The 19,470-nt window shown below is 62.7% G+C and carries 20 protein-coding genes; 6 read left to right on the plus strand and 14 right to left on the minus strand.

Annotation, left to right across the window (positions count from 1 at the left end; all coding sequences use genetic code 11):
• Window positions 1-6: 6 nt before the first annotated feature.
• From ACDELDRAFT_RS01410 to ACDELDRAFT_RS01460, 12 genes are all read right to left on the minus strand, one after another.
• Window positions 7-1,614 carry a restriction endonuclease gene (locus tag ACDELDRAFT_RS01410; RefSeq protein WP_005792945.1) on the minus strand — a complete coding sequence of 536 codons (1,608 nt, stop codon included), beginning with the start codon at window positions 1,612-1,614 and terminating at the stop codon, window positions 7-9.
• Window positions 1,615-1,644: 30 nt separating this feature from the next.
• The gene (locus tag ACDELDRAFT_RS01415; RefSeq protein WP_005792946.1) at window positions 1,645-2,568 is read right to left on the minus strand and encodes a restriction endonuclease; all 924 of its coding nucleotides are present in this window, start codon (window positions 2,566-2,568) and stop codon (window positions 1,645-1,647) included.
• A gap of 471 nt (window positions 2,569-3,039) precedes the next feature.
• Window positions 3,040-4,020 (minus strand): DUF4145 domain-containing protein, encoded by a 981-nt coding sequence (locus ACDELDRAFT_RS01420; protein ID WP_157764846.1) that lies wholly within the window; start codon window positions 4,018-4,020, stop codon window positions 3,040-3,042.
• 53 nt (window positions 4,021-4,073) lie between these two features.
• On the minus strand, window positions 4,074-4,613 hold the full coding sequence (locus ACDELDRAFT_RS01425; RefSeq protein WP_005792948.1) for a 3'-5' exonuclease: 540 nt from the start codon (window positions 4,611-4,613) through the stop codon (window positions 4,074-4,076).
• A gap of 4 nt (window positions 4,614-4,617) precedes the next feature.
• Entirely contained in the window at window positions 4,618-5,136 is a 519-nt protein-coding gene (locus ACDELDRAFT_RS26170) for a Mov34/MPN/PAD-1 family protein (RefSeq protein WP_005792949.1), read from the minus strand.
• A complete protein-coding gene (locus ACDELDRAFT_RS01430; protein ID WP_005792950.1) occupies window positions 5,129-6,862 on the minus strand; it encodes a ThiF family adenylyltransferase in 1,734 nt (577 codons plus the stop codon). The genes ACDELDRAFT_RS26170 and ACDELDRAFT_RS01430 overlap by 8 nt, the downstream gene beginning before the upstream one ends.
• Window positions 6,855-8,105, minus strand: coding sequence for a nucleotidyltransferase domain-containing protein (locus ACDELDRAFT_RS01435; protein WP_005792951.1), 1,251 nt, complete (start codon window positions 8,103-8,105; stop codon window positions 6,855-6,857). The genes ACDELDRAFT_RS01430 and ACDELDRAFT_RS01435 overlap by 8 nt, the downstream gene beginning before the upstream one ends.
• Window positions 8,106-8,119: 14 nt before the next feature.
• On the minus strand, window positions 8,120-9,235 hold the full coding sequence (locus tag ACDELDRAFT_RS23505) for an SAVED domain-containing protein (RefSeq protein ID WP_005792952.1): 1,116 nt from the start codon (window positions 9,233-9,235) through the stop codon (window positions 8,120-8,122).
• Between the two features lie 139 nt (window positions 9,236-9,374).
• Window positions 9,375-9,692 (minus strand): hypothetical protein, encoded by a 318-nt coding sequence (locus ACDELDRAFT_RS01445; RefSeq protein WP_005792953.1) that lies wholly within the window; start codon window positions 9,690-9,692, stop codon window positions 9,375-9,377.
• A 4-nt stretch (window positions 9,693-9,696) separates the two neighbouring features.
• The gene (locus ACDELDRAFT_RS01450; RefSeq protein ID WP_005792954.1) at window positions 9,697-9,876 is read right to left on the minus strand and encodes a hypothetical protein; all 180 of its coding nucleotides are present in this window, start codon (window positions 9,874-9,876) and stop codon (window positions 9,697-9,699) included.
• Window positions 9,877-9,889: 13 nt separating this feature from the next.
• On the minus strand, window positions 9,890-10,168 hold the full coding sequence (locus tag ACDELDRAFT_RS01455; protein WP_005792955.1) for a hypothetical protein: 279 nt from the start codon (window positions 10,166-10,168) through the stop codon (window positions 9,890-9,892).
• A gap of 88 nt (window positions 10,169-10,256) precedes the next feature.
• Window positions 10,257-11,318, minus strand: coding sequence for a helix-turn-helix transcriptional regulator (locus ACDELDRAFT_RS01460; RefSeq protein WP_232504688.1), 1,062 nt, complete (start codon window positions 11,316-11,318; stop codon window positions 10,257-10,259).
• Window positions 11,319-11,717: 399 nt separating this feature from the next.
• On the opposite strand from ACDELDRAFT_RS01460, the gene ACDELDRAFT_RS25950 reads away from it, so the two are divergent.
• Both ACDELDRAFT_RS25950 and ACDELDRAFT_RS25515 read left to right on the plus strand, forming a co-directional pair.
• On the plus strand, window positions 11,718-11,846 hold the full coding sequence (locus tag ACDELDRAFT_RS25950; RefSeq protein ID WP_269763805.1) for a hypothetical protein: 129 nt from the start codon (window positions 11,718-11,720) through the stop codon (window positions 11,844-11,846).
• A gap of 264 nt (window positions 11,847-12,110) precedes the next feature.
• The gene (locus tag ACDELDRAFT_RS25515) at window positions 12,111-12,533 is read left to right on the plus strand and encodes a hypothetical protein (protein ID WP_005792958.1); all 423 of its coding nucleotides are present in this window, start codon (window positions 12,111-12,113) and stop codon (window positions 12,531-12,533) included.
• A 150-nt stretch (window positions 12,534-12,683) separates the two neighbouring features.
• On the opposite strand, the gene ACDELDRAFT_RS01475 is transcribed toward ACDELDRAFT_RS25515, so the two are convergent.
• A complete protein-coding gene (locus ACDELDRAFT_RS01475; RefSeq protein ID WP_005792959.1) occupies window positions 12,684-13,121 on the minus strand; it encodes a hypothetical protein in 438 nt (145 codons plus the stop codon).
• A gap of 278 nt (window positions 13,122-13,399) precedes the next feature.
• Here ACDELDRAFT_RS01475 and ACDELDRAFT_RS01480 point away from each other — a divergent pair, with 278 nt between their 5' ends.
• From ACDELDRAFT_RS01480 to ACDELDRAFT_RS01495, 4 genes are all read left to right on the plus strand, one after another.
• The gene (locus ACDELDRAFT_RS01480; protein WP_005792960.1) at window positions 13,400-13,900 is read left to right on the plus strand and encodes a helix-turn-helix domain-containing protein; all 501 of its coding nucleotides are present in this window, start codon (window positions 13,400-13,402) and stop codon (window positions 13,898-13,900) included.
• Window positions 13,897-14,511, plus strand: coding sequence for a PIN domain-containing protein (locus tag ACDELDRAFT_RS01485; RefSeq protein ID WP_005792961.1), 615 nt, complete (start codon window positions 13,897-13,899; stop codon window positions 14,509-14,511). Before ACDELDRAFT_RS01480 ends, ACDELDRAFT_RS01485 begins: the two co-directional genes overlap by 4 nt.
• Window positions 14,512-14,952: 441 nt before the next feature.
• A complete protein-coding gene (locus ACDELDRAFT_RS01490) occupies window positions 14,953-15,555 on the plus strand; it encodes a 2'-5' RNA ligase family protein (RefSeq protein WP_005792962.1) in 603 nt (200 codons plus the stop codon).
• Window positions 15,556-15,852: 297 nt separating this feature from the next.
• A complete protein-coding gene (locus ACDELDRAFT_RS01495; protein WP_005792963.1) occupies window positions 15,853-17,514 on the plus strand; it encodes an L-lactate permease in 1,662 nt (553 codons plus the stop codon).
• Between the two features lie 147 nt (window positions 17,515-17,661).
• On the opposite strand, the gene ACDELDRAFT_RS01500 is transcribed toward ACDELDRAFT_RS01495, so the two are convergent.
• Window positions 17,662-19,470, minus strand: a 1,809-nt coding sequence (locus ACDELDRAFT_RS01500) for an L-glutamate gamma-semialdehyde dehydrogenase (protein ID WP_040327701.1), incomplete at its 5' end; no start/stop codon positions are given.

Here is a 19,470-nt window from a genome sequence, read left to right on the forward strand (position 1 = left end):
AAACGATCAAACGACAATCCGCGCTGCAGTCCCAGCATGCTCACGCAAGAGATACAGCAGCCCGCCGCCGTCAATCAGCTCGATCGGCTTGTCCTTGGAAAAGTTGTACGCATCGGGCCCATAGCCACTTGTGCAGACCAGGATGCCCTTATTGGCCCCTTCATTGAGCATGGTCCCGTACAGATCCCGAACGGCGCTCACGCCCACTGTGTCGCGATACCGCTTGGCCTGGATCACCACCTTGCCACCGAGCACCGGGCGGGTGTCGAAGGCAACCGCATCCACGCCACCATCCCGTGAACTGCGCGTGAGCTTGGTGTCCAGCCCCATCTTGCTGAAGAGATTGGAGACGAGCACTTCGAAGTCCGCCGGCGTCAGGTCCATCAGGTTCGGGCGCGTTTCGAGCCCCGACAGGGCATCCCCTTGCTCGATGAAGCGCTTGTCCACCATGTCGAACTCGACAATCGGCTTGACCGCCTGCAACTCGTCCGGGCGGTTGGACACCTGGGCACCGAGATTTCGCAGGCAGGCCACCTTGTCGACCTTCTCCAGCCGCAGGCCCAAGAATTCCGTCTTCGGCGCCCGCACCGACACGACCGGCACCCGTACCTCGCGCCCACTGGCCGGATCATGGGTGTCCACCATGCCATTGAAGGTCACCAGCGCGAGCGCATCAGCCTGATCGGCCTCGAACAGTTCGTGCAAGGTGCGCAGCGCGATTGAGGCGACGATGTCCTGGTAGAGCTGCTTGATCTCCGCCGGCTTTCTGGCCTTGGACTCAATGGTGTCCTTGGTCTTGACGTAGCGGTACTCTGCCTCCTTGGGAATCGTCTGTACTTCCGGCAGGTCGTATTCCACGATCAGTTCCGACGAATCGGGGCTGTAGGCAATGCGGAATTTCTGCGGGAACCCTTCCGTGGGGTACTCCGACCGGGCCAGCACCATCTCGTTGTAGGCCACTACAGCATCCGGTTCCTTCGCGCGGTAGGCCGTCTGGAACTCATCAACCTCGGCGTCGCGGCGCGTGACCTCCATCTCGAACTGGCTCTTGCGCTGGTCGTAGTCCGCCTTGAGCTTGGCAAACTGTTCGCGCTTGGTGGCCTCGGCCTGGTTGAAGCGCGCGACGTCCGACTGATGGTCGCTGGCTGCTCTGGCCAGCGCGGCAGCATGCTTCTTGGCAGCTCCCGGAATTAATTTGCGCAGGCCAGAGGGTGGGGAGATCTGTGGCGCGCGTGGGGCGCGGCCCGGTTCGAGTTCCGGCGGCGGCTTGAAGGCTTCGAAATCCGCCGCCGGCCGCAGCGCGTCGAAGTCGATCCGGTCATCCAGCGACAGCGTATGCGCCAGGATGCCTTGCAGTTCTTCCAGCCGATCCTGCAGTTCGGCGTTCAGGTCATCGGCTTCGCCCTGCCGGTCAGCCAGGTACTGCGCCTTGGCGAGTTTCTGCGCGGCACGGTCGTCGCGGTTCTGTTGTGCCAGCGCCATGCGTTGATGACGCTCGATCTGCCGTGCCTGGGTCAGTTGCGCACGGATGTCACGCTGACGTTCACGCTCCGCAGCAGCCACTGCCCGCGCCGTGGCGCGTAGGAATCCCTCAAACCCGCTTCTTCGCCCCATTTCTTCTCCTTCTTGTAATTGGCGTCGCCATCAGGTGCCCTGGATCTCGCGCGTGCCCCGGCATCCCGCAGCAAACTCCGAGCACCCCCAGAATGCCTTGCCGGCCGCGGCGCCCCGCTTCGCCACCCGCCGCACCATCGGTTTGCCACACTTGGGGCACGATGGGTCGGTGGACACCGCCGGCTCCATCGCCTGAGCAATGCCAGCCGATTCAGCAGACCTTGCGGACGCTGCCGTGCCATGCGACACAGCCGCATTGGAAGCTGATGGACTTGCCTCGGCCCTACCGCGCGCTTCGCGCAGGAGCTGCATGAGTGCCGGTCCATCGATGAGCTGGATGTTGCGGCCGCTGGCGAACGCCGCGGCCTCTTGCGTGAAGCGCCCGGAGGTCACGACGAAGCCGCCCGCAGCACCATGCGCAGCCATCACGCCATACAGTTCTCTCACGGTGGAGACACCGACCTTGAAGGCCTTCCACTGCTTGCATTGCACGAAGGTCTTCTCGCCGGCCTTGGTGAGCACCAGGTCCACACCGCCATCGGCGCCACCCCCGCCAATCTCCTTGACTGCATACCCGCGCCGCCGGAATCCTTCGCCGACCAGCAGCTCAAACTGCTGCCAGGACATGACGTGCAGCGCATCGGCGCTGCTGCTCGCGGAGGTGGTATCGAACAAGGCGCGCCGCTGTCGCCGGCGCACCGCCGACATGACGGCGCCAAAAAGACAGATGATCGGCAGCAGGTACTGGCCGCCCGTGGCGAGGCCCTGCCAGATGGCCGTCGTAGCCAACTGGCCTATCTGTTGGGCGGACTGCGCTGCAGGCAGCGGACGCGTAGCAACGGCATGTAGCACCCAATAGCTGGCGAGCGCCAATACCACGCCTGCCCACCAGGGCAGCAAGGCTATCAGGTCCATGAGGTCCTCCGCCGCGCTGGACTTGCGCCGTCTCGCCATTGATTCCCCTCCGAAATCGCTGATTAGCAGATTGAATAAACATTCTGCAACAGATTCGAGAGGTACTTCCCAACGAATCAGCGGGTATGCACCTCATTCGGTGCATCAGCCAATGCGTTTCAGGCGGTCTTCGGCTTCGGGAATTCGTTGCGCAAGGTGCTCGACCTCGGCCAGGCCCGAGGCTTCCAGTCGGTTCCTTTTCAGGAGGGCCGCCCACTGCCCTTTGTTTCACCGCGTTCTGTATGAATGCATTGCCCAAACCTGAGGGGGCTGGGCATCGCCAATTCCTGCCGTGCGGAACGTGGCCTCGACCGCGCGACGCAGTTCTGCCGATTCCAAGGCACCATCGGTGAGTACCGCCCAGAAATCACAGTAGCCCTCTATGCGGGTTCGGCCATGCTCGGCAGACACGCTGCATGAAGCTTCTCGGCTACTTAAGAACACCGTGGTCCAGCCGCCGCACCATACACATCAGGGTTTGGTGCGAGCTGGCGTGTTCGATCGCAAGCGCCGAGCTTGAGCGGGCATGATCAAGCGCTCGTACAGCAAGTTCTCGCAGATTTTTAGCAACGTGAGAACATCAACGCGGTCGGGAATATGGCCTCGATGCGCCGCCGCGTTCCCGGCTTCGATCGCCGCAAGCGTATGTGTTCGGCTCATTTCAGTCAGCAGTCCTTTGGCAACCATCTGGTTTAGTTTTTTCTCGAAACCCCCCACGTCGCCAACCAGATCCACCAAGACCATGTCGATGACTGCGCGTATGCCCATGGCTGAGATGGCGCGCAGGTCCAAGTTGACGCCGCGGTACACCTCGTCCATGACTTCGCGTAAGGGCTCCTGCAGCGAGGGGAGCCAGTCCGGTCGGGGGATCTCGTGTTGAGCCTCGCTTGCGGCTGCAATATCCTCTGGAGCTGCGAGGATGGTGTTTACTAGGCCCATCGAGGCCGTTGCGCGATGCGGAGATCGCCACGCCCGCACTTGGTCAATGATGGCCACGAAGGTCGGGTACTTGAGAACACCTTCGGCTGGGACGATGTATGCGCCGGGATCCGCAAGATTCGTGCTCCACCCGCCGCACCACAATGTCATATCGAGCATGAAAGAGAGAGCGGTCCGAGCCTCGTTGAGCGGTACATTCGCCTCCCGGGCAAGTACCTCCACGTCTACCTTCTGCGCTTGCGTCGCCTGGTAGTGCTCACGCACGCGGCTATAGATGCGCTCTGCATTCGCCAGCAGATGGCGAGCAGTTGCCGTTTCCAAGATCGCGATAGCACTCGCCGTGACGATGTATCGTTCATTCACGCGCTTGATATGGTTTTGCGCTTCCAGCCATTCGATTGCATCGATCTTGTCGTAGTGGTGTGCTCGGAACGTTGAAGCATCGGTACTTCCGCCCTGCTGAAGCGCTTCGTCGAGGAGGATCGACAGCAGCGCCGTAGCTTCTCCGTTCAAGGTCTGCTCCGAGTTCGTCTCTGCTCTCATTCGATACCCCCCGCGATGTAGCACTACCGACGCGTCAGTCCGCGGACCAAACGGAACAACTCAGCCTGGTACAGGGCGTCATCCAGAGCGTTGTGCGTTCCCTTCCTTTTCGGAAGCAGCCGCTTGGCCATCTGACTAGAGGTTGTCTGGCTCCAGGTGCATCCAGTCGCACCCATGTACATGGCCTTGATGTCCAAGGCCGTGTATCCGAAGGGATTGCTCCCGCAGAAGCGAACGAAGTAGTAGTTGACGAAGCTCCAGTCAAAGGGCGCATTGAGGCCGACGAAAACTGGCTTGATTCCGTTTGGCCGCACCCCCTCGAGCCAGCTTGCGAAGTTCTCCATCGCAATCGCAGGCTCGGTGCCATGGCACTCGAGGGTCTCCAGCGACAGACCCGTGACCGCAAGTGCTTCAGGCACCGCATTGCGGTTCAAGGGCTTGATCTGAACGTGGAACGTCTTGCCATCGTCATCCACGACCGAAGCGCCAAGAGAGAGCATGCTGAACTCACCCGGGATGGGGCCGGAGGTTTCGACATCCACTGAGATGTAGTGTTCTCGCATCAGATCAGGATAGCAGCGCCATTGACGGGGAAATGCCGGCTTCCGCCTGCGGCAAGGCGCGCCACAAAGTCGTGCCGTCATGCACCCATACCCCAATTCCCCCCGGTGCCGCAGCCGTGCCGACAATCACGAAGACGAGGCCTGTGAAGGCGGCCCTACCTGCGCGCGCATGGTCCGCTGCCAACGCGATGTCGTCTGGGGAGGGGCAGGGCGTAGGCTCCGGGTGGGTATGCCAGAAACCCAAGCAGTGCAGACCCTCTCGGAAGAAGGCTTCGCGTTCCTTGGCTACGGCTGGAATGTCGAGTCGCAAGCCTGTACGGCTGGCTGCCCGAGCCGGCAGCTTGGTAACGGCATCCACTCGAACCGCGTCCTTGCCAGGCGCAGCGGAATACAGCTGCCCCGCAGCCTCTGTGGACCACCAGCGGCGCTGGGCGTGTGACAGCAGGGTTCGGACTCCTTCACCCGGCAGTTCCAGTACCCACGATGCATCTGGGATGCGATACACCAGGCTGCTCTCAGCCATCTCCGAACACGTCCTCGTAGGTTCTGGTCAGCTGCACGGCGTCCATGCCGGAGTCGATTGCCGGCACCCTTGGGCCCGGCTGTACCGGAACTCCAAGGGTCTGGAAGAAGGCCGCGGAGCGCACCCAGCTGCAAACCACCGAGGTCGTGACCTTGCCATCAAGTGCAGCCAGGAGCCGCTCCGCCGCGAAACCGGCCGCTTGCCAGACGTCCGCAGCGCCGTACGGGTGGAATCCGGCGTTGCATGCCGGCAGATGTACACGCGTGTCTTCCGGCCACTCGGCGGCGTTCACCTTTCCTCGAGGATCGTCAACTGGCCAGAGATCGCGGTGCTGCAGCAGCACGACGTGGGCGGCCGCGCAAAACGGCTCCATCCACGCGTGCGCGACCAGGCACTTGCCCAGGCAGTGCTCGCGTAAGCGCGTGAGCACCGTCCGGACAGCACTCTCGCCAGTGCAGTCCACAACGAGGTCGTATGTGCCTGGCTTGCATTGGTGACGAATCCAATCGGTTGCAAGCGCGTGGAACGCCTTGACCGCGATGCCGGGAACCTGCCGGCGAAGCCTTGTTGCGAGGTCCCCCGATTTCAGGTCGCCAATGTCGCCGGCGCCGAGCAGATGCCGGGCGCAGTTCTCCGAGCCAAAGAATTCCTTGTCCACCAGGTGCAACTCGCCGACGCCCGCACGGGCCAAGAGCTCCGCCACCGGGGCACCCAACGACCCGCAGCCCACCAGGAGCACGCGCTTCGTGCGCCGCAGATGGAGCACATCAAGTCCGTGGTCACGCGCAAGTGCCCAGTCAGCATCCACGCGGTCGACCGGTACAGGGACGATGTTGGGAGAGGTGAGCCGCGCCACGGGAGCCGGGTACACCAGGTAGCCGTAGCAGGTCCGGCCTTGAACAAGGACCACCAGGAAGCAATGCGCGTCTTCCTTGTTGTCTTCAATCCACCTTGCGACAGACAGTGTCTGGTCGGTGGCGGAAGCGACCAGGTCTTCCAGCTGCCGTAGTGTCCTAGGCCAAGATGCCGGAGCCCAACTTTGAGCGGCGTTTACGGGCACAAAAAGCGCGTTGCCACGCACCAGCGTTCCGACCGCCCAGCCGTGACGTACAGCCAACCCATGCGGGTCCGCCTCGCCCACTGTGGCGACCATCAGGTCGCTGCGCGCCTTCTGGTCTTTCTTAAAGTAGGCGGCAAGCCGGCCGTTAGTGGGGCCGTCGAGGTCCGGCAGCGCCACCCGCAGGTCTGAGGCGCCTGGAGCGCCACGTACCGGCTTGTACTGCAGACAAAACCGCAGCCAGTACGAGAGGCTCTCACGCTGGAACTCGCCGGCTGTCCAAGCAGGGTCTGTCGAATCCGACCAGAACTTCTCCAGCCGCTTGAGCACCTCCACCATGGCCTCAACGGGTTCGTCGTAGTCCCGCGGGTCCGCTTCAACGCCGTGGCAGAACCGGCCATCTTCTTCAATGTGGGGTAGGACCAGGCACAAGCTCTTGTCAAAGCGAACCTGCGGCGGAGTCGCAGGAAAGTCCCTCGTGATGTAAATGCTGACGCGCTGACGCCCGTGAACTGCATGGTGCAGCTCAAGGTCCCATGAGGCGACCTTGCGGCGCGGGTCCGGCTGGCGGGTACGGACCGCGAAAGCGGCGCCTGATCCGTCCAGCCAGGCCTCAATGGCGGCCGCGGCACGCTCAAAGGGTGTCAGGGCGACAGCATGCTCAGGCAAGCGTGTCCCTCGAGCCGGTGCTGCGCGGCGCCTGGGGCTGCGTGCGGGGTTGCGAGGGAGCAGTCGCCAGCAGACCGCCAAGGATGCCCGGCTTGTGCTGGCTGTCCTTCCAGGCCTTCACGCCGGGCTCACCGAAGATGGCGCGAACTCGCCCCTCCGAGCGCTTGCTGTACTCCTCGGAGAAAAGCGCCTCGAGATCCTCCACGAGTTGGGTGTGCCAGGTCCTGAATTCCCTGGCGCGCAGGCCGCCGTCAGTGTTCCAGCGGTCTGCGAAGTTCTCGCCAGCATTGCCAGGCAGCGCGGGGTTGTCCACGAACGCAAGCTCGTTGACGCGCCTGATGAACTTGGGCATACGGTCGATGACTTCGAGCGCCACCTCGATGGCGGAGGAGTAGTTGCCGCGCTCCTTCAAGACCATCTCGTTGTAGGCGTGCGCGGCCAGCGTGACGAGAATGACCGAGATGGGCCGCGCGTCGCCACGAACTTCCGGCAGGTTCTTGTAGTAGCCGTCCCGGTGCAACTTCATCAGCTGCACCAGCCGGCGCAGGATGTCGTCCAGGGGGACCTTGGTCTGCGGCAGTGGGTCGACGGTCGTCCTGGCTTCGTCCAGCACGGCGATGGCGGACTTGACCATGCGGTCCTGGAAGGTAAAGCGCTTGTTGGCGATAGTGCAGAACCAGTCAGCGAATTCCTCGGGGTTCGAGGGGCTCCAGACTTTCTTTTCGTCGCGCACCCGCAGATCGGCTCCGGTGATTTCTTCAGACAGCGGGACGGCTGGCGTGACGTCGAAATAGAACGGCTCGCCCGGGTACTGCAGGCGCCAGCATCGATTCTTCGGTTTTGGGGGGCCGGCGCCCTCAATGCCGTGGAGCGCGGCACCAAAGTTCTGGAAGAAGTCCTCGGAGTGCCGCAGACCCTCGAATTCCGCTCCGCACAGCTTCACGACGATGTCCAGATCGAACTTCTCCCGGCCGTCGCCTGCGATGGTCGTCTGCGTGCGCATGGAGCCCTGCACGACGACGTGTGCGTCCGTCTCGCCGATACCCATGTTGCGGGCAACGTGGCGGCCGAGCTCCTCATAGCGCTTGACGGCCGCGGCGCGTTTCTCCGGGGAGAGCTCCAGCTTGAGCAGCATCCGGGCGATGAAGTCTTCCCACTGCTGGTTTTCGTTGCGGGCGGCGAGCGACTCCAGGACGGGGCGCAGGCGCCTGCGCGGTTGGGGTGATTGGGTCGTCAGGTCCATATAGGTGTTCCAAGTTAGGCAGGGACGGAGGCGGGCGAATGGGCCGGGGCAGGGGTGGACACATAAGCCACCGGCAGCACAGCCGTCGGCATCTGCACGCTCCATGGGTACGCCGGCAACTGGTCGCGCTTCCATTCATAACAACGCAATCTGGGGTGGTTCTTGGAGTCATAGACCATGCCCAGTCGCAGGGCTAGGCTCGATGACGCCACCAGCACAAGGTGCACCGTCTGCACGCCTCGGTTGTGAAGGTCGGCAAGGGTGTCCAGGAACTGTGAGGCCAATGCGGCTTGGCCCTCTTCGGACCACAGGGTGTTCGGCTTCGGATTGGGGCGTGCCAAGTGCACCAGTGGCAGCCCAGGGAAGGTTTGCGCGATGCCGGCAAGGTCTGCAAGGTAGGACGCAGAGACCGCCAGGACCACCTCTGGGCCAGCCACGTCCTGCAGGCCAGAAATCCGGAACCGCGAGCCATCGTCCGGCTGGTCGAGCTGCTTCCAGCGACCCTCGACGCGGTCCCAGTCCATCAATCGGACCTTGCCTTCGTCGTCCAGAACGACACCAGCGTAGAAGAGAAGGGGAACTTGCAGCACGCCACCGGCGACCACGGAAACGTGTTCGCGCGCCGTGTCACCGCGGGCTCTGCGCACCTGCTTGGCCAAGGCACCAAGTTCTTCCAGGGCGGCAGGTACGTCCGGCGCGCCGGACAGTTGCGCGCGAACGTCGACAAGGCAGTCCTCGATCCGGCCCCGCAGGGTCGGGGGCACGGCTTTGGTAAGCGGCCGGTCAGACGTATCCACCAGACCGCGGAGTTCAGCGACCAGCACGCGGCTGACCTGGGTGACCTTCGCGTCTTGCACGTGCGCATGGCCTGCTAGCACCGCCCCGACGATGAAGCCGAGCAAGGCGACGGCCGAAACGGCATAGAGGATTACCGCCGGAGTGCCTTCCGCCGTTGAGAACATGAACCTGTACTCGGCCCCCGCTTGAAGCTGCACTAGGAGTCCGCCGGAGAGCGCGGCAACGAGCACCATCCCGCACCAGCGCATCATCCCTAGTCCAATGTTGCGGGGCCGAACCCACCAAGTGACCAGTTGGGTTCCTATGCCCATCAACCAATTCAAAAACTCCATTCCTCTCTCCGCGGTGTTAGCCAACCTACGCACTACCAGTGGTGCGGAAGGGCTTGCGTTGGCAGGCGCTTGACGTAATTTCCAAAGAACGAGTCCAACGTGAATAACTTGGGGCGCCGGCCGGCAAGCAGGCATGCAGTCACAAGAGTCGCAGTTGGCGCTGGACGTCCTTGGCTGCGAAGGCCAGGACAACACCGACGGCGCCAAGGGCGGCGTACGCCATCGCCCCGGAAGCCGACTCCGGCACCCACCCGGTCCACAGGCCAGGCAGGAGCTGGGCGATGTTGGTTAGGGGCGGCTGGCCTGCTATGCCGGTTGCGGTAGATGCGGCCAGCTTCCCGACTTGGGCGAAGGCCCCGGCGATGAGGCCGAAGCCACTCACCTTGTAGAGGGTGGCACCCAGCTCCCGGAAGAACGCCGGGAAGCGGTATAGCAGCACCGTAAGGTTTTCCAGCATGGCCTCAGTCCTTCTTTTCCTTGCGCACGCCCTTGAAGGGGTCGCCGTCCTTCTTCTGGTCCATGAAGCGGCCGTTGCCCGTGTCGCGCTTGGTCCAGGTCTGGTTCTGCGGGTTGAACACTTGTGACCGGTCGCGGACTGCTCCGCGGCGGGCGCCGTCACCGATGGGGGGATTTCTAGCCATGGGGGAGCTCCTTTCAGATGGTCAAGGTGTGGGTCCAGGAGGGCAGGCCCCTCTTGGAGAGGACTTGTACGAGGCTGTGACTGCCAAAAAACTGCAGCCGGCCGGCGTTGACGAAGGCCAGGGCGGCATGGTCGACCCGCAGGTTTGCCGTCTTGGCGGCGACCGTCAGGCGCGCGAGCAGGTGGGAGTTGTCGGCCGTGGTACCTGAGGTCGAGCGCGCGTCAAAGACGCAGCAGCTCAGCCAGCCGCCGGACTGCGCTCGCTCTCGGATATGGGCAACATGGATCTGCATCGCGTTCTCCTCGCCCGGCATTGGCCGAGCCTTGGGAACGCATTCTCGAGGGGGTGGTAGCTCAAGTAATGAGCCACCTCGACGGCAGCTAGCGGTAGCGATTTGCGGCGACGCACAATGCGTCGTAGACGCGCGTGCGTAGCTCGGGAGGCTCTAACACCTCGACGTCGGCGCCGAAGCGAAGCAGGTCCATTACGAGTTCTTGGTCATTGGAGTACGGAATCTCCAGGATATAGCTGCCGTCCGGCAGCCATCGGTCACTCTGGTCGGGATGCCAGGTCTCCAAGGACACCCACTGCGCGCGCTCGGGGGTGAATTTCAGGATTGCGCGGTGGATTGCCTTGCCGGCGAAGATGCCGTAGCCGCTCTGGAAATGGGCCCGCATGTCCTCGCGACTGACCTTCTTGGCGGGCTCATCGACGACGCTGACTTCTTCGATGGCTTCCAAGGCAAAAGAGCGCAGCTCGTTGCGCAGGTGACACCACGCATCCAGAACCCAGTTCTCGCGGTAGTGCACCAGCTGCAGCGGCGAGATGACGCGTTCGGTGTGCTCTTGCTTATCCCGGCGCAAGTAGCGAAGCGACAGACGCTTGCTTTCAAGCAGGGCCGTGGCCATAACTCGGAAGTGTTTCGGTTCGACCTTGCGCGGAGCGAAGTGAATCAGCTTGACTTTCCTCTCGAGCTCGCCAGCTGACTTGCCGCCCGCGGCGAGGATTGACCGAAGCCGATCTTTCATCGGGCGTAGATGCTCTACTAGGAGGCCCGGCTCAACGCCTTCGACCAAGTGGATCATCATGAGCAGCGCGAACACCTCGGACGCGTCGAACCAAAGCCCGGGAAGTTCGAAGCGGCCGCCATCTGGCAGGTCCCGTACGAAGTAGCGGTGCCTCTTGGGGTCCCAGTCGATGGGGCAGCCCATGCGATTTCGCAAGAACTCGATGTCTCGCTTGACGGAGGCCAATGAGACTTCCAGCTCGTGTTTCAGATCCTCCATCGTCGCACCGTTGCGGCGACGGGCGAGGCGGAGGATTTTTTCGAAGCGATCCAGGCCTACCTTGACCCCGCGCTCCTTCTTTGGCGCCGAGCTGCGTCTTGCAGGCGTCTTCGTCACCGGAGCCAGAGCTAGCTCCTTCTTGAGAGCAACTGGCACGGCGTCAGCGCGCGACAACCAACCGCAGCGGGCGGCCTCGTAGCTCGAGCAAGCCCATGACTGGTACGGCCGTCGTGGTCAACTGCCCGATCTACTGAGCGGGCTGCGCCGCGGGCGAAGGGCACGTAGCAACGACATGTAGCACCCAGTAGCTGGCAAGCGCCAGCCCAGGTTCGTCGGAGTAGCAGGGCCAGTAGGTCCATGAGATCCTCGGCCGCGCTGGACTTGCGCCTTCTTGCCATCGATTCCCCTCTGAAACCGGTTGATCAGCGGATTTGGTAAACATTTTGCAACAAATCCGAAGGGCAATTGCCAATGAATCGGAGGTGAATGCCCTTATTCGGTGCAGTGCCGTCTCCATCCGCCCCGCACCTGACCCATTTGCTTGACGAAGCGCCCGTGCCCATCATCGTGATGGTCGTGGAGGAAACGGCTTCGTGCGCGCACCTGCCGCCGCGGCAGATCTGGCGCAACGTGGCGAAGCTGGCCGAATCGTTGTCTGTGCATCGGCGGGCGTTGTGGGCATGAAATCCGCACCACTGCCCGGTGGGCCTCTATCTATGAACGCTGCCGCAGACCACCGGGGCGTCTCCATCTTGATCGGACCGCCCAAGGAAGTGCAGGCCCAGCTTGGCCGATTGCATGCCGGCCGCGCGCTGGGGCTGGCCTTCGAGCAGATTGAGCCGGCGGTTTTCGAGAACCTGACGAGAACGTCACCAACTTGGCGGCTTCCATGGTGGATGGATTGCAGCAGCACCAGCATCCGAAATCACTGAAGCGTCTCGCAGAAGTATGCTGCCGAAGATGCTTAAAGAAGCGGCCATGCTGATACAGGCACGCAAGGCGGTGCTGGCAAACGGCGACTGGTTGACGTCCGCCGAGGTCGCGCAACTGGCGGGGCTGAGTACGCGCAATCCGAGCGCCCAGCCCAACAAGTGGAAGAGGCAAGGACAGATCTTCACGATCCATCATGGCGGCGTCGATTACTTCCCCGGCTACGGCTTGGATCGCGAGACAGGCTTCCGGCCGGTCAAGACTCTGGCCAGGGTCATCGACGCCTTCGCCGGGCACAAAGATGGCTGGGGCATGGCCTACTGGTTCCATTCCGTCAACAGTTTCCTGGGCGGCAATCGTCCGCAGGATCTGTTGGCGACGACACCCGAACGGGTGATCGAGGCTGCGCTGGACGAGGTACAGGAGGTCGTGCATGGCTAGCAAAGCTGCTTCCGTTGGCAGCCCGGCGTCGACCTTGCAACGCATCGATGGGGTACTCGTCCTTTTCCAGCAGGCCTGTCGTGATACCGCCTGGTGTTGCTTCCGTGACGAGCGTCTCGATCAGTTCCCGCCGATCAGGTGCCAGTGCCCTCAGGCGCGTTCGTACTGGATCGCCTTGCCGTTGAAGCCCAGCTTGCGGGCAATACGGCGCCGTCCGACGTTGAAGACGATGCTCGCGGGCACCTGGGCGCTGCGCCCGGCGTTGTACTCCTGGGTGAGGCGGCTGGGCATGACGGTCACCCCCAGCTTGTTCAGCGCCTGTGGGGCCAGAACCTCCAGCGGTCTGACCGGAATGGGCTTGCCGGTCGGCACACTCGGCTTGGCCTTGGCATTGGCATTGGCATTGGCATTGGCATAGACGCCCAGGCCCAGGCCCAGGCGCAGGCGCACCAGCGTGCCGTCCATCATTAGCGTGCGCAGAGCGCGGCCTACCTGCGCCACACTGCCGAACTGATTGAACTCGCCGCGCAGGAACACGTCGTCGCTGTGGTTGGCGACGGAGCGTCTGATGCTGTTGAGGGTGTTCATGGCGGCGGAGTGGTTGATCCCTGGATGCCGGCAAGGGCGCGGCGGCTCCGCCCCTGCAAACGCCAGACGTCCTGGCAGATTGCGCACGGCGGCTTCACCGAACCAGCGGCGAGATGGGCTTTCATGGGCGCGCCTTGGCGCGGTACAACCCGATGCCAAGCCGATGCCCTGGGCGCTACGCTTCGCACCTGCAGAAAGCGAAGGGATTTTCGAGTATTTCGACTATTTCGAGTTTTAGCTATACTTGACCTTGCCGTAAACACACCAGAGGCTTCACCATGACTGCGAAGCAAACCATCCCTCGAGGCCGTCAGGCCACTGCCGGGGCGCGACCGTTGCTGCAACCCGGGGCATCCCGGGCGAAGGCGGCAGCCGAAACAGCCTTGCCGATGGTCAGGCTGTCGTTTTCTGTCGAACCTCTCGTGTCGATTGTCCAGCGGCACGTCAAGGTCAGTGAGAAGGCGCGGCAGGCCATCGCTCACGATTTGGCCGAAGCGCTGGAACATGCGGCCGTGGACATGGACGTACGGCAACTGCCCGCCGAGGATGACGACCCTATCCTCACCACGGAGCAGGCGGCGCAATGGGCCGGGGTCAGCCGTCCCTTCATGGCCAAGCTGATCGATACCGGCGCTGTCGCGTTGCATCAGAAGGTCGGAAACCAGCGTCGCGTGCGGCGCAGTGCCGTGCTGCGCTGGCAGCAGGCCGAGCGTTCGCGACAGACGCAATCGCTCAAGCGGTTGGCAGGGGATCTGGACGAGGAGATCTTCTCCTCGTGAGCCTGCTGATCGTTGCCGATGCCGACACGTTGTTTCCGGCGACTACGAGAGGTCTGCTGATCTATCTGGACTTCGGTGGCCTGATCCGGCTGCACTGGTCGCCGATGATTCTTGACGAGGTGGCCCGTGCACTGGTGGATGCTGGACGGAAAAAGACCCTTGACGATGCCAAGGCGCATGAGGCGCGCATGCAGGATGCGCTACCCCACGCCCTGGTGGCCACGAGGGACGTACAAGCCCAGTTCGCCAGTGTGGCGCACGCAGTCCGCTCGGCCAAGGACGCCCATGTCGCGGCGTGTGCCCACTATCTGATCGCGGCCAATGCGTATGGGGGAGGCCAGGCCGTTGCATTGGTCACTCGCAATACCAAGGATTTTCGCAAAGGCGAGCTGGCAAAGCTGGGCATTGCGCTGCGCAAGCCGGACGAGTTTCTCGCGGCCCTGTTCCAAGGCGATCCTCAGGCGTTCAGCGCTGCATTCCGTCACTTTCGCACCGATTTGAGCTCTCGCCCGCAGCCGGACGATCTGCTGGCGCGTTTGCACAAGGACGGGCAGGTACAGGTCGCTGCAGCCCTGATGTCTTCCCTTCAGGCCGGTACTGTCGAACTGTAGTCGTCGCTGAAGCCGCCTTGACCCAGAGGTCGGGCACCTGATCTGACGGGGGACTCCTGCGTTGAAGCAGAGGCTGGTCTCGCGACGGTATGACATGGCGCGGCCCTATGGCATCATCTTGTTGCGTGGGTCTGAATGGGTGCGCGGGATGCAGCTTCGACGTAGGTCTGAACGACATGGCTGCACCACGACGTATCACCGAAGCCCACGGGTTTTGACGGTATCTTTGACGGTATAAAGGACTTCGAAGTCGCTTCCGCCCCAGTGCACAGAGGCGTGCAGAGGGCGAGTGAATTGTCGAGTGGGAGTGATCCGTATGCCGCGATGGCGTGGGCGCAACAGCGCTCAGAAATTGCGGTTGAAAGGACAGGGGCGTTAGGGGCCTGGACTGTAGCGCACAGCCGCGCTAGGGTGTCGGGTCTTTCAAAGAGGCCCATCGGCATGTCCCGCGACCAGCAACTATTGCCTGCGATAGCGCCAGCACCGGGCATGAATCACCATCTTTTCTTTGCCGTGCTGGCCAGTGCGCAGGGTGTGCAGCAAGCAGTACAGTTGCGCGAGACGGAAAAGGCGCTGCACAAACTGGAAGGCAGCATGGTGCGCGCCGAGCGGCTGCATGTCACCATCCTGTCGCTGGGATGGGATGCGGTGTTTTCAGAGACCAAATGTCAGCGTGCCTGTCTGGCAGCGGCGCAGGTAAATGTGCCTGCGTTTGAGTTGCAGCTGGATCGGTGCCTGAGTTTTCGTGGTCGGCGATCCAGACACCCACTGGTACTGTGCGGTAACGAGCCGGGCGTGGAAGGGATCAGGGCGTTGCACCGTTCGTTGTATCGGGCGCTGGACTCCGTATTCGCGGGCGGTGCAACGGTGGATCGTCCTCTCCCATCGATGACGCCGCATATGACCCTGCTCTACAGCGACGGGACGGTGGGAGAGCATGGCGTCTCGCCGGTGAGCTGGGTGGTGCGCGAATTCCAATTGCTCTACAACCTGCGCGGTTCGCCAGGTCCGTATCGCATCCTGGCGCAGTGGCCATTGCGATAGTGGTAGGCAGCCGAAAGTTCGCGCAAATCAAGGGCTGGGTGCGCCCGGTCGTGTAATGCCAATCCCCTGGTGGCTACTGTTGGCCTTGTTTTGGAAGTGGTTATTGCGCCCTTGCGATCACTCCTTTCTCGCAGTAGCGCAAAGTTTTTGCAACGCGCACAACAATAAACTTCAATCTGCTGGAGAGACATCCTGCATACACTCGCGCCGCGATCACTATTTAAGTCGTGGGTAGCTTGCTGCTCGGGGCTTTGATGGATTGCTGATCAACAACCAACACAATAGGGGACATAACACATGGTTTGGCAGCAAATATACGATCCGTTCGGCAATATGGTGATATCCACGCTACTGGCCGCCATACCAGTCGTGGTCATGCTGGCGGCATTGGGGATTTTTCATATCAAGGCGCACATTGCGGCGGGGCTGGGTTTGTTGGCAGCACTGCTGGTGGCCGTCCTGGCCTACGGCATGCCCGCACCCATGGCGGGCAAGGCTGCTTTGCTGGGGGGCTTCACCGGCCTTCTACCCATCGGCTGGATTGTGCTGAACATCATTTTTCTGCAGCAGCTTGCCGAGAAGAATGGCAGCTTCAAGATTCTGCAGGATTCCCTCTCCGGCATCACCGAAGACCGCCGCCTGCAGCTTTTGTTGATCGCCTTCAGCTTTGGCGCCTTTTTTGAAGGAGCAGCCGGCTTCGGGACGCCCGTGGCTGTCACGGCGGGTATTTTGATCGGCCTGGGTTTTTCGCCGCTGGCCGCATCGGGTCTTAGCCTGATCGCCAATACGGCTCCGGTGGCCTTTGGTGCGCTGGGCACCCCGGTGATCACCTTGGCCAAGGTCCACGGTTACGATCTCATGGAGGTCACCGCGATGATTGGGCGGCAGCTTCCATTTTTCTCGCTGCTGGTGCCCTTCTGGCTGATCTGGGCCTTTGCAGGCCGCAAGGCGATGATGGAAATTTGGCCGGCGATACTCGTGACGGGCCTTTCATTCGCCATTCCCCAGTATCTGGTGTCCAACTTCATCGGCCCCGAACTGGTCGACATCATTGCCGCCATTTGCTCGATGATTGCTCTCATCTTGTTCCTGCGCGTGTGGCAGCCCAAGAAGGTGTGGACGTCGACCTCGCTGAAGGGCCATGAAACCGATGGCGGTAATGTCGGGCCTGCTGTAGCGGTACAGCGCCATTCGCGTGCCGACCTGATGCGGGCGTGGACGCCGTGGCTGATTCTCACCATCTTCGTGTTCATCTGGGGTCTGCCGCAATTCAAGACCTTCCTGAACAGCTTGTTTGCACCCACCTTCCCGATTGATGGACTGCACAACCTGATCATGAAGATGCCGCCCGTTGTTCCCAGCCCCACCAAGGAAGGCGCTGTCTATACGCTGAATCTGCTGTCGGCCACGGGTACGGGCATTCTGGCTTCGGCCTTGGTGGGTGCGTTGGTCATGAAGTACAACCCGATCGAGATCGTTGCCAATTACCTGCGCACGTTCTGGCTGGTGCGCTATTCGCTCATGACCATTGTTCTCATGCTGGCGCTGGGCACCCTGACGCGTTATTCGGGCACTGACACCACACTGGGCTTGGCGTTTGCCAATACCGGTGTCCTGTATCCCTTCTTTGGCACCTTGATGGGCTGGATCGGCGTGGCCATGACGGGCTCGGATACGGCATCCAACGTGCTGTTTGGTGGCATGCAAAAGGTGGCAGCCGAGCAATTGGGCCTGTCGCCCAACCTGATGGGTGCGGCGAACAGTTCCGGGGGCGTCATGGGCAAGATGATCGATGCCCAGTCGATCGTGGTCGCTTCCACGGCAACGCGCTGGTTCAACCACGAAGGCGACATCCTGCGCTACGTGTTCTTCCACTCGATCGCACTGGCTTGCCTGGTGGGCCTTTATGTCACCTTGCAGGCTTACGTCTGGCCCTTCTCGCTGATGGTGGTGCGCTGAGTCGCACACGCACCGATCCTTGTTGAGGAAGGTGCCCGTTCGCAGAATTTTCAGAGCCGACCGTCAAGCCGCCCATGGTTCCTTTGCAGAGCCATGGGCGGCTTTCTCATGGAGTGATCACTTCTGCCTCCGTGCGCAATTCGCTCATCACCCGATAGTCATGAGGCTGGCGTTGCCGCCGGCCGCTGCGGTATTGATGCTGACCGCGCGTTCCGTTACCAACCTTTCCAGAGGAACCTCTGCGCTGCCTTCAGGCAGGGCAGTTACGCTGACGATGGCACCAGGGCGTTGCGCAATGGCCTGGCAAAGGGCTCGCAGGGCATCGCTCCCGCCGTGGTACAGGCAGGCCGCAATAGCCGGATCGGCCGACGCGAGCGGGTCGGTCTGAAGTTCGATCGACGCCTGCACTTCCTGGGGCAGGGTGGCGGCCGCGCTGGCAAGCGCCGCAGGCCAGACTGCGGTGCCTCCGCAGGCCAGCACCGCCGCCAACTGGGTAAGGGCATCGCCCATCTGGGAGGCATGGCACAGCACTTTGGAGCGAGGGAGAAGGGTGTAGGTATTGCGCTCTCCCGTGGGGCCCGGGAGTAGGCGTGCTGTGCCGCTTTGCGCTTCGTCGCCAAAGCGGCGACAGGTGGCGGCGAGAGCTTCACGGCCAGCCGTTTGCGCCCAGCGCGCCAGAGCGCTCAGCCGTGTGTGCAAACGCTGCTGTTCTGTTCGGTCCGGGGGGCTGACGTTGTCGATGTGTTCAAACGCCTGTGCTACCGCGTTGCCTGGGCGCTGCGACAGCAGGCGCAGCAGGTACAGCGGCCCACCTGCCTTGGGCCCCGTGCCCGACAGGCCTTCGCCGCCAAAGGGCTGCACGCCCACCACGGCGCCCACCATGTTGCGGTTGACGTACACGTTGCCAGCATGGGCCCGGTTCACCACACGGGCAATGGTTTCGTCGATGCGGGTGTGCACACCTTGCGTCAGGCCGTAGCCGGTGGCGTTGATCTGGTCGAGCAGGCGATCCAGGTCGTCGCGCGCGTAGCGCACCAGGTGCAGCACGGGGCCGAAGACTTCGCGCTCCAGCTCACCGATGTGGTTCAGTTCGATCAATGTGGGAGGCACGAAGGTGCCTTGTATGCCGGCGGCCGACACATGGTTCGGGTGCTGGAACACCCGATGGCCCTTGGCCTTGAAGTTCTCGATGTGTCGGATGATGCCCGCTTGTGCTTCGGCATCGATGACGGGGCCCACGTCCACACGCAGCGCTCCGGGGTTGCCCATGCGCAGTTCGCCCATGGCGCCCTGCAGCATCTCCACCACGCGGTCGGCGGCTTCTTCCTGAACGCACAACACGCGCAGGGCGGAGCAGCGCTGGCCTGCGCTGTCAAAGGCGGACGACACCGCGTCGCCAACCACCTGCTCGACCAAGGCGGACGAGTCCACGATCATCGCGTTCTGCCCACCGGTTTCGGCAATCAGCGGGATGGGGCGGCCTGCAGTGTCCAAGCGCCCGGCCACGGTGCGCTGCAGGATGCGCGCCACTTCGGTGGAGCCGGTGAACATCACGCCCATCACCCGGGCGTCGCCAATCAAACGCGCGCCCACGGTCTCGCCCTGGCCGGGCAGCAACTGCACCGCCTCGCGGGGCACGCCGGCCTGCCACAGCAGGCGCACGGCCTCGGCGGCGATCAGCGGGGTTTGTTCGGCGGGCTTGGCCAGCACGGGGTTGCCTGCGACCAGGGCAGCCGCCACCTGGCCCATGAAGATGGCGAGCGGGAAGTTCCAGGGGCTGATACAAGCCACCGGGCCGAGGGGGAGGTGGGTGGGGTTGTCGAAGGTGCTTTGCACCTGGGCCGCGTAGTAGCGCAGAAAGTCCACGGCCTCGCGCACCTCGGCCACGGCGTTGCTGGCGCTCTTGCCCGCTTCGCGCATCAGCAGGCCCAGCAGGGGCTGCATGCGGTCCTCCAG

The organism is Acidovorax delafieldii 2AN, assembly GCF_000175235.1.
Lineage (GTDB): Bacteria > Pseudomonadota > Gammaproteobacteria > Burkholderiales > Burkholderiaceae_C > Acidovorax > Acidovorax delafieldii_B.

Excerpts from the sequence above, each read along its gene's own strand:
- ACDELDRAFT_RS01410 (WP_005792945.1), bottom strand. The coding sequence starts at position 1,614 with ATGGGGCGAAGAAGCGGGTTTGAGGGATTCCTACGCGCCACGGCGCGG.
- ACDELDRAFT_RS01415 (WP_005792946.1), bottom strand. The coding sequence starts at position 2,568 with ATGGCGAGACGGCGCAAGTCCAGCGCGGCGGAGGACCTCATGGACCTG.
- ACDELDRAFT_RS01425 (WP_005792948.1), bottom strand. The coding sequence starts at position 4,613 with ATGCGAGAACACTACATCTCAGTGGATGTCGAAACCTCCGGCCCCATC.
- ACDELDRAFT_RS26170 (WP_005792949.1), bottom strand. The coding sequence starts at position 5,136 with ATGGCTGAGAGCAGCCTGGTGTATCGCATCCCAGATGCATCGTGGGTA.
- ACDELDRAFT_RS01435 (WP_005792951.1), bottom strand. The coding sequence starts at position 8,105 with ATGGACCTGACGACCCAATCACCCCAACCGCGCAGGCGCCTGCGCCCC.
- ACDELDRAFT_RS23505 (WP_005792952.1), bottom strand. The coding sequence starts at position 9,235 with ATGGAGTTTTTGAATTGGTTGATGGGCATAGGAACCCAACTGGTCACT.
- ACDELDRAFT_RS01445 (WP_005792953.1), bottom strand. The coding sequence starts at position 9,692 with ATGCTGGAAAACCTTACGGTGCTGCTATACCGCTTCCCGGCGTTCTTC.
- ACDELDRAFT_RS01450 (WP_005792954.1), bottom strand. The coding sequence starts at position 9,876 with ATGGCTAGAAATCCCCCCATCGGTGACGGCGCCCGCCGCGGAGCAGTC.
- ACDELDRAFT_RS01455 (WP_005792955.1), bottom strand. The coding sequence starts at position 10,168 with ATGCAGATCCATGTTGCCCATATCCGAGAGCGAGCGCAGTCCGGCGGC.
- ACDELDRAFT_RS25515 (WP_005792958.1), top strand. The coding sequence starts at position 12,111 with ATGCTGCCGAAGATGCTTAAAGAAGCGGCCATGCTGATACAGGCACGC.
- ACDELDRAFT_RS01475 (WP_005792959.1), bottom strand. The coding sequence starts at position 13,121 with ATGAACACCCTCAACAGCATCAGACGCTCCGTCGCCAACCACAGCGAC.
- ACDELDRAFT_RS01480 (WP_005792960.1), top strand. The coding sequence starts at position 13,400 with ATGACTGCGAAGCAAACCATCCCTCGAGGCCGTCAGGCCACTGCCGGG.
- ACDELDRAFT_RS01490 (WP_005792962.1), top strand. The coding sequence starts at position 14,953 with ATGTCCCGCGACCAGCAACTATTGCCTGCGATAGCGCCAGCACCGGGC.
- ACDELDRAFT_RS01495 (WP_005792963.1), top strand. The coding sequence starts at position 15,853 with ATGGTTTGGCAGCAAATATACGATCCGTTCGGCAATATGGTGATATCC.